Source organism: Robertmurraya sp. FSL W8-0741, assembly GCF_038004005.1.
Taxonomy (GTDB): Bacteria; Bacillota; Bacilli; order Bacillales; family Cytobacillaceae; genus Robertmurraya; species Robertmurraya siralis.
Genome location: NZ_JBBOQG010000001.1, coordinates 4,040,628 through 4,056,962, shown reverse-complemented (window position 1 = coordinate 4,056,962; position 16,335 = coordinate 4,040,628). Strand labels below are relative to the sequence as shown.

The 16,335-nt window shown below is 40.8% G+C and carries 13 protein-coding genes; 9 read left to right on the top strand and 4 right to left on the bottom strand.

All coding sequences use genetic code 11. The features are described 5' to 3' along the window. The first annotated feature begins 108 nt into the window (after window positions 1-108). The 8 genes from NST02_RS19760 (at window position 109) to NST02_RS19725 (ending at window position 10,495) form a co-directional block, all read left to right on the top strand. Window positions 109-1,470, top strand: coding sequence for an aspartate aminotransferase family protein (locus NST02_RS19760; RefSeq protein WP_137744094.1), 1,362 nt, complete (start codon window positions 109-111; stop codon window positions 1,468-1,470). 31 nt (window positions 1,471-1,501) lie between these two features. Continuing rightward, window positions 1,502-2,947: a CoA-acylating methylmalonate-semialdehyde dehydrogenase gene (locus NST02_RS19755; RefSeq protein WP_137744095.1), complete on the top strand. Its 1,446-nt coding sequence runs from the start codon at window positions 1,502-1,504 to the stop codon at window positions 2,945-2,947. Window positions 2,948-3,880: 933 nt separating this feature from the next. Continuing rightward, complete coding sequence (locus tag NST02_RS19750; RefSeq protein ID WP_095309252.1) at window positions 3,881-5,890, top strand: Ig-like domain-containing protein; 2,010 nt, start codon at window positions 3,881-3,883, stop codon at window positions 5,888-5,890. A 211-nt stretch (window positions 5,891-6,101) separates the two neighbouring features. Next, on the top strand, window positions 6,102-7,679 hold the full coding sequence (locus tag NST02_RS19745; RefSeq protein ID WP_095309254.1) for a stalk domain-containing protein: 1,578 nt from the start codon (window positions 6,102-6,104) through the stop codon (window positions 7,677-7,679). A 400-nt stretch (window positions 7,680-8,079) separates the two neighbouring features. Further along, window positions 8,080-9,075, top strand: a complete 996-nt coding sequence (dhaK, locus tag NST02_RS19740; protein ID WP_212933855.1) for a dihydroxyacetone kinase subunit DhaK — start codon at window positions 8,080-8,082, stop codon at window positions 9,073-9,075. 18 nt (window positions 9,076-9,093) lie between these two features. Then, window positions 9,094-9,717 (top strand): dihydroxyacetone kinase subunit DhaL, encoded by a 624-nt coding sequence (dhaL, locus tag NST02_RS19735; RefSeq protein WP_212933856.1) that lies wholly within the window; start codon window positions 9,094-9,096, stop codon window positions 9,715-9,717. 1 nt (window position 9,718) lies between these two features. Then, window positions 9,719-10,096, top strand: coding sequence for a dihydroxyacetone kinase phosphoryl donor subunit DhaM (gene dhaM, locus NST02_RS19730; protein WP_212933857.1), 378 nt, complete (start codon window positions 9,719-9,721; stop codon window positions 10,094-10,096). Window positions 10,097-10,249: 153 nt separating this feature from the next. Next, window positions 10,250-10,495 carry a hypothetical protein gene (locus tag NST02_RS19725; RefSeq protein WP_212933858.1) on the top strand — a complete coding sequence of 82 codons (246 nt, stop codon included), beginning with the start codon at window positions 10,250-10,252 and terminating at the stop codon, window positions 10,493-10,495. Window positions 10,496-10,590: 95 nt separating this feature from the next. Here the strand turns inward: NST02_RS19725 and NST02_RS19720 are convergent, their stop codons facing one another. From NST02_RS19720 to NST02_RS19705, 4 genes are all read right to left on the bottom strand, one after another. Beyond that, window positions 10,591-11,928, bottom strand: coding sequence for an alpha/beta hydrolase family protein (locus NST02_RS19720; RefSeq protein WP_340949627.1), 1,338 nt, complete (start codon window positions 11,926-11,928; stop codon window positions 10,591-10,593). Window positions 11,929-12,091: 163 nt separating this feature from the next. Next, window positions 12,092-12,556 carry a MarR family winged helix-turn-helix transcriptional regulator gene (locus tag NST02_RS19715; protein ID WP_212933860.1) on the bottom strand — a complete coding sequence of 155 codons (465 nt, stop codon included), beginning with the start codon at window positions 12,554-12,556 and terminating at the stop codon, window positions 12,092-12,094. A gap of 539 nt (window positions 12,557-13,095) precedes the next feature. Next, window positions 13,096-13,848: a CPBP family intramembrane glutamic endopeptidase gene (locus NST02_RS19710; protein WP_212933861.1), complete on the bottom strand. Its 753-nt coding sequence runs from the start codon at window positions 13,846-13,848 to the stop codon at window positions 13,096-13,098. 37 nt (window positions 13,849-13,885) lie between these two features. Continuing rightward, on the bottom strand, window positions 13,886-14,467 hold the full coding sequence (locus NST02_RS19705) for a TetR/AcrR family transcriptional regulator (protein ID WP_212933862.1): 582 nt from the start codon (window positions 14,465-14,467) through the stop codon (window positions 13,886-13,888). Window positions 14,468-14,728: 261 nt separating this feature from the next. Between NST02_RS19705 and NST02_RS19700 the strand changes: the two genes are divergently transcribed. After that, the gene (locus tag NST02_RS19700; RefSeq protein WP_244988943.1) at window positions 14,729-16,138 is read left to right on the top strand and encodes a glycoside hydrolase family 1 protein; all 1,410 of its coding nucleotides are present in this window, start codon (window positions 14,729-14,731) and stop codon (window positions 16,136-16,138) included. Window positions 16,139-16,335 lie beyond the last annotated feature (197 nt).

Here is a 16,335-nt window from a genome sequence, read left to right as displayed (position 1 = left end):
TGTGTCAATGGAAAGTAGACCGTGTCGTGATAAGAGTCAGTTCATAGAACGGGCGCTACTTAAACACATTACAAAGTGTAAAATCATTCGATTGGAGCTGAAAATGAGATGAGTGATATTGTGAAAGAGAATAGCATGTCACTGGAAGAGAAAGACAAGAAGAACATTTGGCATCATATTACTCCGTATACAGAAAATCATTCACCGCTAATTGCATATGAAGGGCAAGGGTCTTGGATTACCGATCATCATGGCCATAAATATTTAGACGGTATGTCAGGATTATGGTGTGTAAATGTAGGTTATGGAAGGGAAGAATTAGCAATTGCAGCATATGAACAATTAAAAAAAATGGCGTATTTTCCGATGACACAAAGTCATGTACCTGCCATTGAACTAGCTGAAAAATTGAATAAATATTTAGATGATGACTATGTATTCTTCTATGGTAATAGTGGATCGGATGCAAATGAAGTTGCATTTAAACTAGTGCGTCAATATCATGCTGAAAAAGGAACTCCTTCAAAATATAAGTTTATTTCACGGTATCGAGCCTATCATGGTAGTTCAATGGGGGCACTGTCCGCAACTGGTCAAGCGTTGAGAAAATATAAATACGAACCATTATCATCCGGTTTCCTTCACGTTGCTCCTCCCGATAATTTTAGAAGGCCTAAAGAGCTATCTGTAGAAGAATATAATTTGAAATGTGCGGAAGAACTCGAACAGAAAATCATATGGGAGCAAAAAGAGACCATCGCCGGGCTCATTATGGAGCCAATTATAACAGGAGGGGGGATGTTAATCCCACATAAGTGCTATGTTGAGAAAGTATATGAAATTTGCCAAAAGCACGATGTATTACTGATCATGGATGAGGTCATTTGTGGGTTTGGAAGAACAGGTAAAATGTTTGGGTTTATGCATTATGGTATAAAGCCGGATATTATTACGATGGCTAAAGGGATTACAAGTGCATATCTTCCATTGTCAGTCACAGCCGTAAGAAAGGAAATATATGAAGCTTTTAAGTCCAGTAATGAAACCAGCCATTTTAGACATATTAATACATTTGGAGGAAACCCAGCTGCCTGTGCGTTAGCAATAAAGAATATTGAAATTATGGAAAAAGAAAACTTAGTGGCAAGATCGGCAGTGCTTGGAGATAAATTATATAAAGGATTACAAGAGTTAGAGAACCATCCACATGTTGGAGACATTCGCCATAAAGGATTTTTAATGGGAATCGAAATAGTCGAGCATAAAGAAACGAAGGAGCCAGCAAACCCTACAAGGGTAAGTAAAATCATAAAAGAGTGCAGGGATTTAGGATTAATTATCGGAAAGAATGGAGATACCGTTGCAGGCTTTAACAATATTTTAACGATTTGTCCGCCATTATCCAGTACAGATGAGGATCTAAATTTCATCGTCAATGTGTTAAAAAAGGTATTTCAAGCAAACTCGTAATACTCAAGGAAAAGTAAAGAGGTGAAAGTAAATGACGGGTAAATTAAAGAATTTTATTAATGGGGAATGGAAAGAAAGCTGTGCTACACAGTATCTTTCTGTCCCTAACCCTGCAACAGGAGAAGAAATAGCACAAGTACCTATATTTACTAAAGAAGATGTCCATCATGCTGTATCAGCTGCAAAGGAAGCTTTTAAAATTTGGAGCAAGACACCGGTTCCGAAACGAGCAAGAATCCTCTTTAAGTATCAACAATTATTAATGGATAACTGGAGTAATCTTGCAAAACTAATCACTATAGAAAATGGGAAAACCTATAAAGATGCATATGGAGAAGTACAAAGAGGTATCGAATGTGTTGAATTTGCCGCAGGAGCACCGAGCCTGATGATGGGGAAGCAGTTACCTGATATTGCAACGAACATGGAATCTGGAATGTATCGCTATCCAGTTGGAGTGGTAGGAGGAATTACTCCTTTTAATTTTCCAATGATGGTACCATGTTGGATGTTCCCATTAGCGATTGCTTTAGGAAATACATTCGTATTAAAGCCTAGTGAACGTACACCACTATTAGCTAATCGATTAGCGGAATTATTTAAGGAGGCAGGTTTACCAGATGGTGTCCTCAATATTGTACATGGTGCCCATGATGTGGTAAATAGTCTATTACAACATGAAGATGTCCCGGCTATTTCATTTGTAGGGTCACAACCAGTAGCGGAATATGTATATAAAGAAGCAAGTGCGAACGGAAAGAGAGTTCAAGCATTAGCAGGAGCAAAAAATCATTCAATCGTGTTACCTGATGCAGATTTAGATGCAGCTGTGAAGGAGATTATAGGCGCCGCTTATGGATCAGCAGGAGAAAGATGTATGGCTTGTTCAGTCGTTGTAGCGGTAGGTGAAGTGGTGGAGCCACTCGTGAAAAAATTAAAGGATTGTGCAGATGAAATTAGAATAGGTGATGGTTTAGAGGAGGATGTATTTTTAGGACCAGTGATTCGTCCTGAGCATAAAAATCGAACAGAAAATTATATACGATTAGGTGTTTCTGAAGGGGCACAATTAGTCCGCGATGGAAGTAAAGATGAAGCGTACCATCATGATGGCTATTTTATAGGACCAACGATCTTTGATCATGTAACGACTGATATGACTATTTGGAAGGAAGAAATATTTGCACCAGTCCTATCAATTGTTAGAGTGGAAAGTCTAGAGGCAGCCATTGCCTTAACAAACAAATCTGATTTCGGCAATGGGGCATGTATTTTTACGCAAAGTGGTCATAATGTTCGGTATTTTAGGGAGAATATTGAGGTGGGAATGCTCGGAGTAAATATTGGAGTACCTGCACCGATGGCATTCTTCCCATTCTCTGGCTGGAAAAACTCTTTCTATGGAGACCTACATGCTAACGGATCGGATGGGGTAGAATTTTACACAAGAAGAAAAATGGTAACGGCAAGATGGTAATTGCGAGGTGTAGTAGGTTTATATTTAACTAACTTTAGAAATGATTAGGCGATGATGAAAATAATGGCTAATCTTGAAGCGGGTAAAGGGGAGATTCGTAATCTCCTTTTTTTAGTTTGTCATAGTTTCGATTCTACTGATCCATGGAGAACAAGCTGGGGCAGAATAGGATATCGTTTGTCCTCATAGAACGGTTCAAGAGAATAGGGGAAGCTGGTAATGAACGTAGTTTGAGTTCATGAGGACAGAGAAAGCTAAAAAAGAGCGAAGCGTGTCCGCATGAAGGGCTTATGAGGACAAACTCAGGTAGCAGCCGAGTAAAGAATTGCAGAAACTGTTAGCTATGGAGCTGATCAATTCCCATTACGAGTCTCGCCAAGGGCGATGTCGAGTTAGGAATTGTGGAATGAGTTCACAAGATTTTGAAAGTAGTAGCTATCCGCACGCTACTTACTGAATACCTATCAAAAATAATAAAGGAAGTAGAGCAAAACGAACTATTTTGTTCCACTTCCTTTATTTTAGGGGGAATGAGCACGCTGATCGCTAAGTTTAAATTCTTCAGTTTAAGTTCAGAAGGTCTGCGATCCAATTTTTGTAGCATATAAGGTACACATAAAAGTGTCTACTATCATTGTGAGAAAAGATAGAAATATAATTAAGAATAGTATGGCTTTATCGACTCTAGCACTTAAATAAAAGTTAAGAGAGTTCAGGAAAAAGGCTATTGAATGCGAGTGGGATGGTGTAGTTTTGTAGCGTGAAATATAAAAATAGAAAGGATTGATTAACAATATTTCCAGATGACAACTGATAAGAATGAACAAATCAAAAGGTTCAAGGCTGTTTTTATTTAGCGCTTGACTACATAAGGGGAGGGAGAAAAACCTTTTTGGTGTTAAATATCAGAAATTTCTGAGAGGGGTAAAACGTATGCAAGGTAAAGCAGGAAATCATTTTGTAAGTGGTTTTATTAGGTCGCTAGTCTTTTTCCTTATCTTTTTTAGTATGGTACCAGCGGGTTTTGCTACCGATAAGGGAGAGCGTTTTTTTATTGTTGACAGCATTGTGGGTGATGTCTTCATTCAGAAGGCGGCTGGGGTAAAGGAAATATTAGCATATCAAGGAACAGTTTTTCAAGAGGGGGATAGGCTCCGTACTGGTGAGGGTTCCTCGGTGGTAATCAGCAGTACGGATCGTGACGATTCCCTTGTTTTGATTGGAAATACGGAATTGTTTGCTGAAACGCTTTCTGAAAGAAATGGTGTAAAACAAACGAGGTTGCGTGTGCTGGCAGGAGCGGCTTATGCAGAGGTGGAACCGTTATATGAATCGGCCGATACATTTGAAATTGTCAACCCGGCAGCAGCTATTTCTGCGCGGGGAACTCATTTTTCAATCTCTATTGATCCGGTTACGGGGCTTCCATCTGTTTATGTTTATTCAGGAGTGGTTAATACGGGGTCGCCGCGCCAGTCTTCTACGCCACCGTTAAGAGTGCTGCCTGGGCAACAGGTTGACTTGTACACGGACGTTTCACAGGGGACGTCAGGAGTTGTTACACCACTGGATCTTAACGAGCTTACTGGCCAAATGAATGATGAAATTATTCACAAGATGTTAGAGAATAAGGAAAGAATTGAGCAGGAAAATGAACAGATGAGGCAGGAAATATTAAAAGGCTATGCTGCCCAGCAATGGTTTGAGATGAATGAAAACGGAGAGGACCCCGAGGATGTTGACAGAATCCTGCAAAATATAGATAACCTTATCGAGAATATCGTAAAACGAACATTGGAAAGTGGAACAGTAAATAGAGAACGTGCAGAGCAACTGATTGAGGAAATCAATAGGCAAGGAACTGTTCCCAGAATTGATCTCGGTAGCATTCCGCCATTGGAGGACCCTAGAGGCGAAGGGGCAAGGCAGGCGCTGGAAGAACGGGAGCGCCTGAATCAGCAAAAAAGGGAGCAGCAGGAACAACGGGAGCAACAGAAGGCACAGTATGAGCAGCAAAACAGAGAACTATTAGAAAGAGTGCAGGAGCAACTCCGTCAACAGGAGGAAGCAAACCGGCAGGCACTAGAGGAAGCGCAAAATAACGCAGTCAATCGTTACCTCGAACAGTTGTCAGAAGCAGAACGAATGCGCTTTGAAAACTCGCAGCGACAACGTACAGAGGAACGGGAGCAGGCTCAACAGGAGCGGGAGCAACGACAATCGCCAGTGCCACCGCCACCATCAAGCCCGCCAAGTGGTGGTTCAGGGGGAGGAAGCACTCCGCCATCTCCGCCCCCAACTATTGTTGATATTACCCAACCAGAGCCGGTGAAGATTGAAACGGGTGAAATTTTTACTCCTCCTGCGACTGTCGAGGTAAGAATGAGTAATGGCACGACACGTGAGGTATCAGTACAATGGGATGGCGATTTGGATACATCGAAGTATGGTCACTATACACTCAGCGGCACGATTGTTGGCGGAGGAGAAGTCGTACTTGATGTCTTCGTGTATGTCCCGTATGGGGAAGTGATTGAACTGAGTCTTGAGCAGACAGTGATTCCATTGCGTGACGGTTCAATTGAAGTGATAGGGCTCGAAGAGGTGCCGTATGGAAGTGAGACAAATGTTACAGTGTTTGATTTTACAGATGAGGAACGAACAGTGACTGGTCTTGAACCTGCAGGAGCAGTATTGACCTTCAGACAGTTTGAAATAGGAGGAGCGACTGTAAAGCTGAATTTCGATGTAACTGACGGAGCTAATGCAGGTGAAGTAGGGATCTTCCAACAAATTGATGATGGAGAATGGATATATATACCGACGACAGTTGAGAATGGAATAGCAAGTGCAGAGATTGAAGATTTTAACGGAACATATGGGGTTTTCTATGTTGAACAAGTGGAATCTTCTATGCAAGCTGCTCTTTTTCGGTATAAGTAGAGTTAGATGGCTGGGATGAAATGATTAGGGAAGAAAGAAGCTGAAAATGACTTTCACTTGTAAGAAGAGGGACATGACCGGTGAAGAGAGTAGACGAGTTGTGTCGACATTCTAGTCAATTTTCACTTGGACAAATATGACGTACAATTTACGTTTGCAATTAGGTTAATATGTGGCTGAAGAAATTCTATGGAAGTTGGGAGGGAGAACGATGGTAAAGAGAATAAAAATCTTTTTGCTTCTGGCAATCGTATGGCTGGGAAGCGGTGGAAGTGTAGTGGCTGCCCCTAAGGCAATTTATGGTGAGGATGGTGCTCTTCTTTCAGATGTTGCCACCTATCTTGGGAGTGGACAGTATACACATGAAAATGGGCAGTTGCTTGAGGCAGGAGTAAGAATGCCTCAAGGAATAGCTTTCTCGCCCGATGGAACACTGCTTGTTGCTGACACACGCAATCAGTTAATCAAGCGTGTAAAAGGAGAGCAGGTGACAACGTATGCTGGAATTGAAGGATTGCCAGTCGACGGTTTTGGTCTGCCAGTTGGGGCTTTGTTAGATGGGACAGCTAAGGAAGCGGCGTTCCAGCGTCCACAGGGAATCGCTGTCTCAGAAGATGGCTCTGTATATGTAGCTGATACAAATAATCATGCGATCCGGCGTATATCTCCAGAAGGAGAAGTGACGACGTTAGCCGGTGATGGCATTGCTGGTAGTCGTGATGGATCCGGTAAAAAGGCTCGTTTTAATCATCCTGCCGATGTTGCTGTTGCTAAGGATGGAACCATTTATGTAGCTGACAGTGGTAATCATCTCATTAGACGAATCGTCGCAGGAGAAGTGGAAACGTTGACTGCGGCTTCAGCGCGTTATATCGAAGCGGTAGAGGGTGTCCCTTTATTAGCAGGTGATTACGCAGATGGTGCGCTAACGAAGGCAAAATTTAATGAACCATCCGGCTTGGCGTTGGATGCAGCGGGAAATCTTTATGTTAGTGATACAGGTAACCATCTCATTCGTTATCTTAATTTTACAACCAATAAGGTGAGCACTGTTGCCGGTGATATTGCAGCGGTAAAGAAGGCACAAAGAGGACAAGAGCAGTTTGCTGAAGGTGCCTTTGTTGATGGAGCGTCACAGACAGCGCGTTTCAATGGACCAAAAGGGTTAGCAGTGACGGCTGAGGGAGGCGTTGTTATTGCAGATAGTCGCAATCATGCGATCCGCTATTTGTTTAAAGGTACTGTGATGACACTTGCCGGCAGCGAGCGAGGAGAAGCAGGAGATCGGGATGGTATAAATGGTCAGAACCGATTTTATGAGCCGACCGATGTTGCTGTTAATGAGAATGGTGAGGTTTACATTGCCGATTCAGGAAATAATCTTATTAAAAAATGGTCCCTGTATCAATTGCCTGAGCTTCCACGAAATAATGAGATCAAGGTTGTTTACGGTCAGAAGCTGATATTATTTGATACTCAGCCTGAACTGAAAAATAACAGCCGGACGATGGTCCCAGTTCGTGCTGTTGTTGAAGCTTTTGGTTATACGAGTAATTATCAAAAGCAAACTGTTACTCTGGAAAAAGGAAATACCTCAATTGAAATGAGGGTAGGAAGCCGAACGATGAAAGTTGTAAAGGGCAACGAGACATACACGAAAGAGCTTGATATTGCGCCATATATTAAAGATGAGCGTTTTATGGTTCCGATCCGTTTCTTTTCCGAAGAATTTGGGCTTGAAGTCCATTGGTATGGTCCGTTAAGAACAGTTATTTTACGGGATAAGTAACGAGTTGTAGAGAGCCTTTAACGATTATTCTTTGTCTAAAGCCTTTAAAGCGGCCTGTGATGTTTGCATGAGTATGATGCTAACTTCACTCGCCGTCTTTTTTGTTTAGGGAAGATAGCTTCGTTTTTCGACATTAAAGTCAAAGTGAACCATATGTAATGCCTGAAAAGGAAGAAACTATTAAACTAGCAACCGAGTTTTTTGGAACAGGATAATAAACGTTTCTCCTCGTATGATTGTTAACCAGAACCTCCAGCAATTAAAGTTTTCACTTTTATTTCATAAAAAGTATGATTTTTAAAGTAGTTCTTCTATCGCTTTTGTAATAGAATGAAGTTGTTGGAAGGGTTTTCATAAAATATGGTAGCTTTGCCTGGAGTTATCAAAGGAGAGGATAGAAATGAAAAAAATTATTAATGACCCTAATTTGGTAGTACAAGATATGCTGAAAGGATTAGTGTCAGCTTATCCAAACAGTTTTAAACAGGTTCCAAATACGACAGTGATTGTAAGAAAAGATGCTCCTGCAACGGGAAAAGTTGGTTTAGTTAGTGGTGGAGGCAGTGGACACGAGCCTGCCCATGCAGGTTATGTAGGAAAAGGGATGTTAGATGCAGCGGTATGCGGGGAAGTATTTACTTCACCGACTCCTGATCAAGTTTATGAAGCGATTAAAGCAGTAGATGGTGGCGCTGGCGTATTTTTAATTATAAAAAACTATACTGGTGACGTCATGAATTTTGAAATGGCTGCTGAATTAGCGCAAGCAGATGGAATTGAAGTGGAACAAGTGATTGTGAATGATGATGTTGCGGTAGAGGATAGTTCTTTTACTACTGGACGCAGAGGAATTGCTGGTACGATTTTTGTTCATAAAATTGCCGGTGCAAAAGCTGAGGCTGGCGGGTCATTGCAAGATGTAAAGACTATTGCTGAAAAAGTGGTTGCGAATGTTCGTTCAATGGGGATGGCATTAAGTCCATGTACAGTTCCTGCTGCTGGAAAGCCAAGCTTTGAACTGGCTGACAATGAAATGGAAGTAGGAATGGGCATTCACGGAGAACCTGGAACAGAACGAAAAGCGATCACGACAGCAGATGAGATTGCAACAGAGTTAACACAGAAAATTTTAGACGATATGCATTTGAGCAATGGTGATGAAGTAGCAGTGATGGTTAACGGGCTTGGTTCAACACCAGAAATGGAACTTTATATCGTGAACGGAAAAGTAAATGACATCTTAAAGGAAAAAGGGATCAATATTTATAAAACCTTTGTTGGTGAATATATGACTTCGTTGGAGATGGCTGGCTGCTCAGTGACCCTCTTAAAACTTGATGATGAATTAAAAGAGCTGCTTAATGCGGAATCACAGGCTCCAGCATTTCGCAACTAGTAAATGGGAGGAAGAGCGATGAAATTAGGCATTCAAGAAGTGATAAACTGGCTGGAAAAAACGAATGAAAAGATTCAAAAAAATAAAGAATACTTAACCTCACTAGATCAAGCAATTGGTGATGGTGATCACGGGATTAATATGTCCCGTGGTTTTCAGGAAGTAATCGGTAAAATCACCAGTACGTCTTATAATTCTTTAGCGGATCTATTAAAAGATGTTGCGATGACGCTATTATCTAAAGTAGGTGGAGCTTCAGGCCCACTGTACGGTACCGCCTTTTTAAAAATGTCGATGTCTGTAAAAGGGAAGGAAGCGGTGGATAAACAAGCGTTAGAAAATGCTCTTGAGGATGCGTTGAACGGTATTTTGCAAAGAGGCAAAGCCCAACTAGGTGATAAAACACTTGTTGACGTATGGACGCCGGTTGTTGAGTTTTTTAAAAATCATAAAGTTATAGAAAGTCCCTCGTTAGAAGAAGTATCCAGAAATGCGATGGAATCTACTAAAGAAGTAATGGCGAAAAAGGGACGTGCAGCATATTTAAAAGAGCGGTCCATCGGTCATCTTGATCCAGGCTCTGTCTCCTCCTACTATTTATTTGCTTCATTAGCAGAAGCTATAAAAGAAGGGGAGGAATAAGATGGACAAGGTCGGAATTGTTCTTATTTCCCACAGCTCAAAAGTGGCAGCAGGTATTCAGGAAATTATTCAGCAGGTCGTTCATAATGTTCCGATTGAAATAGCTGGTGGAACAGATGATGAAGAGATTGGCACCAGTGTTGAAAAGATAAACGAGGCAATTGAGCGGGCATATAGTGAAAAAGGGGTTCTCTTATTTTATGACTTGGGCAGTGCCAAGATGAATGCGGAGCTTGCCATAGAACTATGCGGATATGATCATGTAAAAGTCGTTAATGCCCCTTTATTGGAAGGAGCCTATGTTGCAGCAGTTGAGTCTGGCATTGGCAGATCTATAGAAGAAATTGAACAGGCAGTAAAAAATATGACGAAGGATTGATTGGAAAGCTTTGCAGGGCACATTTTCCATCCTGCCCTGTCATTTTTACCTCCAAACCCCGATTTTGTCCGTTGTATAGATTCATCAGCGGTTGATCCGGCCAGATTACGTGATGATAATGGCGGATGCTAAAATTGGGAGCAGCAGTTGCCGATGTTGCGGTACAAATCAGGTGCTTATACTGCTAGTTGGAGAGGTGTTCAGTGGTTCGTTGCTCTGGTGGCTGTTCATTTCCGCTGCAGCATCGCACCTGCGCAAAAGGCTAAAGCCGCACGGATTGATGTGGATCAACCGATTGTCCGGTATAGTCATTGCTGGGTACGGCTTGTGGGCTTTGTTTTCGGCCTTTTAATTAGTAAGCGAAAAAAACCTTCAAATCTACGTTTAAAGTGGGTTTGAAGGTCTATAGAATTTATTAAAAATCGGCTATATTTCTTCCGCGTTGCTCGCAGAGGTTCAGAGTAAATTATGAAACAATATCATAGCAGTACATTCTACAAATGCTCCTGCAGAAAGCGCAGTGTCTGCTCATTGATTAAGCGGTGCTGCTCTTTAAAATCGGGAGCAAGCGGGGCGAGAAGCGGCGAATACAATGGCAGATCGGTGAAACTGAGGTGTCCGGCTTTCGGCAGATTGAGTTCAAGCCCGTATTTGCCCAATAGACGATCACGCAAGGCACGTTCCTCCTTCAGTCCTGTCATGGTTTCCTCTAAACCTTCAATCTTGAGACTGCCGTTTAGTATCAACAGTGGTTTATCCGGAAGCAGTTCGGGGTACTCACCATACAGATAGCCGTCGAGATTAATAGCTGCTTTGATTGTTGTGGTAGTAGCTAACATATTTGCTGCTACTGCACCTCCAAAGGAATGCCCGATTACAGCAATTCGGCTACGATCCATCTGATTTGACAACGGCGAACCCTGATTGAATTTGCTGATGTTGTGAAGCTGTTCCAAAGCAAATAAAATATCGGCCTGCTGCTCGCGAATAATTGGAATAGCCACTGCATTATGGTCGTTAAAATTGTCAGGCAAGTTCTGGAAGTGATTGGTGAATGGGGCGTAGTCATCTTCAGTAAATACGCTTAGGAACGCTGTGCCCGGATGTTCAAGTGCGATTACGATATAGCCGTGGCTCGCTAATTCAAGTGCTTGAAAAGTGCCGGTAAAACGAGTGCCAAGATGATTACCATGTAAATAGACAATTACAGGGGCCGGCCCTGCATCCGGATGAAAAGGCGGAGCATAGCTGGCGGGAATCTCAATCCGCTGATAGTCACGTACAAGCTTGGCCCACAGGCCATATTGGCGCTGTATCGTTTTGATAAATAGATCGGCTTGCGGAATATAGTGGGCGGGAGCAGTATATTGATCGCTGGCCGGATACCAAATTCGAACATTTAGTTTGCGGACTGCTCCATTGATTCCGGTGCGGGCGGGATCGCTCCAAGTATAATCGACAACACCTATAGCATAAGGCCCGCTTGGCTTGGTAAATTGAAAAGGCGGCAGCAGGTTGGGAATTGTCCAGGAGAGCATGCATACAAGCAGTGCAAGGAAACTGAATAAAATGGACTTTAGGCGACTGTTCTTGCGAGGGGTAAAATTGCTGCGTATCCTGCGGCTATAACCAATAAGTACCAGTATGACTATTCCGTATACGGGCAGCATGACCCAACGCAACTGTTCGAGCAAAGCATGAAGTAGTAACAATCCAAGCAAGGTGCCGATGACTAGCTTTCCTATTTGCGGACGAAAGCGGGAGCAAGACCAAATCAGATAGAGCCAGCCTAGAAATGAGGAAAAAAATAAGATACTTTCCAATAATCTCACGATAAATTCTCTCCTTAATAATCAACTATTATTAATATTTAAGTTAACTTAAATATAAGACAAAAAAATTATGTATCGTTATGAGAGACATCCAATAGAGGCAAGATTTTGCGCCAAAGTGAGGACGCCTCTCCGTACATGCACACTAAGCGAAATATGAAGCTCAATCATCCGGTAAGTGGTCGATGGATTGCTCTTTGATGATAATCGCTTTGAACTGTAGCATAATACGTTTCAAGTGCTGCAAGTCTTCCCAGGGGAGCTTGGCATAAAAACGTTTAATAATGGACAATTCGATTTGGCGATTCAAGTTCAGGTAGTCGATTCCGCCCTGAGCCAATTCAACAAAAATCTCGCGGCGGTTATCTGAATTAATAAAGCGGCGGATGAATTGTTTTTTTTCCAGTTTGTTTAACATTTGACTGACCGCACTGGGGGTGATGTTCAGCAGTGTGGCTAACTCGCCTGTCAGCATACGTCCTTTCTTTTCCAGCTGATTTAGTGTAATCAACTGCTTCTCTGAGATCGAGTCATCAAGCAATGCCGCATATTCCTGATTGAGCATGACATGGCAGTCGTATTCAATTTGGTTCAGTTCGCGAATGAAAGTTAATTGTTTGTCATTCATTTAATCACCCTTAATTATTAAACATAATTAAACAATAAACGATTTAGACGGACCTGTCAATGTGCTTATTGTATAAGTTTTCTAAAAAAAGATCCGTCCAAACAGCGCTTTCTTCGTAGGGTGAAATTATTTAAGAACAGTCTTCAAAAAAATTAATTCGTAGTAAGTTCCTACAACTACTCCTGAAAATGCGAAATCTGGAGAAAAAATTTGTACAAATCACTAACCTTCCTGGGCAAGGTTTTGAATCACTTCTCGATAATCTTTGTTTGGTTTACCAGACTACCTTTTAAATTCTATTTTGATATATTTATATTTATATTTATACATATCAAATCTCCTTTTCAATTTTGTACTATCATAATGTTATACTGAAAAATTAATCTTAACGACTAAAGTCATTTTGTAAGTGTAAAAGCTCTTTCGAAAGTGGATACGCTTATTTGTACTGAGGGTGGTCGGGCGACGAAATACTGCGAACGGATTTTATCTGATGAGTCCCTACATGGCTTATTTCGCCATGTTCATTTGCCCGTTCGCTAATTTCTATACTTGAGCTCCCATGGATACCAGATTACGTGAAATAACACATGGACAATGATAGCCGCAATAAGTCCATATTGCCAGAAAAGATAGCCGCATATGAGCGACACCCATAAATTTCCGAGTACCATTGACGCGATCAAAAATGGTGAAGGAATACAGCCTTTTTCAATATTTCCAGGCAAATGAGCCAAGCCGAATAATATACCGGTGGTGATAATGGAAATCCAGAATGCAATATTATGAGACGGTGTCAGCAGTAGAATGGCCCACATCGTTAAGCTAAGTAATCCCCAACGGAATATGATTTCCTCCATAATTCCGCCAGAAGTAATTCGTGCGGCGAGGCCAAGCTGATGTCTGGCTTGCTCAGAAGCCAGCACGGAGACCGTATCTATTCTAGGTCGAATGAAAGAGTAATAGCTCACAACCCATACCAAAGCGCAAATGATCCCGGCGGCTGTGCCGATCCCCGCTTGTTGGACCAGATTCGTTAGATCGAATCTTCCGCGACTTAAGCTTTCCAGAAACGGGTCCGTAAGGCCTACCTTACCGCCGAAATAAATCCCAGCTGCAACGGACAAGATGACGATAACAATAGTTTGTAACACCATTATGTTAAAAAGTGTTTGTTTGGATAGCTGGTTATCTGGCTTATTAAAAAGATCACTGGCTGTATGCTTGCTCATAAGCCATATGCCCGGTATGCAGAGTACGATTAAAATCAGCGCTAAATTAAAATGATACACAACATCGCTCCTAATCAAGTAATTTTACTCTAATTAATCAATGCGTGCTTAATCCATCAAGCAGTAATTGAACGGCCTGCCTATAAATGCGTTTATTTTCTTTTTTGTTATTTGTATAATATATTTTTCCAAGGCCTTCCAAAGTGCTGCTGACAATGAGAACAGTATCTTCGAGGTTTCTGTTTTGAAACTCTCCTTGCTCCATGCCCTTCTTTATAACGGAACGGCAAGCTTGTAAGGTTACTTCATTAATGGATGTGATTTTTGCAAGAATTTCCTCCGTGATGACCTGACTTCTGGCAAATTCCTCCAGAGCCGTAGATAGGGGATTTTGGAAATCTTCTGCATAATGCTCTGCCAGCAAGACCAACTGTTCTGTGGCCAATTGTCTAGATTTCGTTAAATGTTCCCATTTCTTTTGCCATTTCTTGGCATCCTCCTCGATTACATCTAAGAGAAGCTGCTCTTTGCTCTGAAAATGATGATACAGGCTTCCTTTGCTAACTCCTGCTTCTTTGCAGATATCATTTACACTTACACCATTGTACCCTTTTGTCATAAAGAGAGAGCCGGCTTTCTCCATTATAAGTTGCTTCGTGTTTACATGATGTTTGTTCATACTATACCTCCTAACCCGACCGGTCGGTCTAATTATATCATGATTAAAATGAAAGTTAAAGTTATTTTTTCGCATCTATGTAGATATAAATACGATTTAAGGTCAGAATGAGAGCTTGCTTACTCTCTTTAAAAACTGAACGAATAGATAATATCAATCTCAAATCGTTCTTTTTTTGAACCACAGACTTTTTTTAAAATTACTATAATGAAATTGTGAAAGCGTTATATTTGAGCTTAAAGGGAGGAGTACTTGAAAAAGATGAATAATAGGAATGAATTTTTATGGGGATCAGCTACTGCAGCTTATCAATGCGAAGGAGCATGGAACGAAGATGGAAAAGGCTTAAACGAATGGGATATCTTTAACCATGAGAATCCATTGAATATTTTGAATGTAAATGGTGATGTTGCAAGTGATTTTTATCACAGATATAAGGAAGATATTGATTTAATGGCAGAAGGAAATCAAAACACCTACCGATTTTCAATTTCATGGGCCCGTATAATTCCGAATGGAATCGGCGAAGTCAATCCAAAGGGAATTGAATTTTATAATAACGTTATCAACTATTGTTTGGAAAAAGGAATTACGCCAAATGTTACATTATTCCATTATGATCTTCCAAATGAAATGGCAAAGCTAGGTGGATGGGAAAATCGAAAAGTTGTGGATGCCTTTAATGAGTATGCTAAAGTTTGCTTTGAACATTTCGGGGATCGCGTTAAAATTTGGTCTACTATTAATGAGCCAAGATATTATGCGTATTGCAGCTATATAGTAGGAAACTATCCGCCAAATTACAAAGCAGATTTTGGACGTTTTTGGACAGTAGTTTATAACCTTATGTTAGGCAGTGCCAAAGCTGTCCAAACTTATAAAAAATTAGGTTTGGACGGAATCATTGGTGTTGTCCATGATAATGGTAATGTCGAGCTTGATCCAAATACAAAAGAAAAAGATCTAGTAAACTTAAGAGCAGATATTTTCTACAATCGAATCATACTAGATACTGCTGTATTCGGAAAATTACCAGCCGAATTAACAAAGGTACTGGAAGATAATAATGTTTCACCAAAGTTTATTCACGAAGAGGATTTTGTTGAATTTGCAAAAGGAAAGATTGATTATATTGGACTAAACCTATATAACCGTCAGTATGTAACGGATTATTCTGAGGGTGAAACAGAGGTGTTTCACAATAATAGAGGAAAAGGCTCCAATTCCAAAGAAGGTATTCGTATTAAGAATATGTTTGAAACATCCTTTGATCCAAATGTGAAAAGGAACCTTTGGGGCAGGGAAGTTTATCCAAAATGCATGTACAATGCCTTGATGGAAATGAAAGAAAAATATGGTGATATTTTGGTTTATATCACTGAAAACGGCCACGGACAATATGAAACTCCGGATCAAAATGGTTATGTTAAAGATACAGATAGAATTAACTTAGTAGGCGAGTTTATTGACTACATGTTAAAAGCACGTGAGGAAGGGGTCAATGTCCAAGGCTATTATATGTGGTCCACAATGGATATTTATAGCTGGATCAATGGTTATGAAAAAAGATATGGGCTAGTTCGAGTTGATTTTGAGAATAATTATAAACGGATTCCAAAAGAAAGTTATTATTGGTTTAAAGATTTAATAGCTGCTAAAAGAAATATTTAACAAAACACTCGTTTATGCCGAAAAATTTTTCTAATATAATCGCACCTACAAGGATATATAAAGCTTCATAAATGCTTTTGATATCTTGTAGGTGGATTAAATTTTTAGTGTATTAGAAGATCCCCCCGATCGGGAAATGATACGGAACTTAACAGAAATAAAATTAAAGCGCTTTCCATCATCAATGCTGATTAATA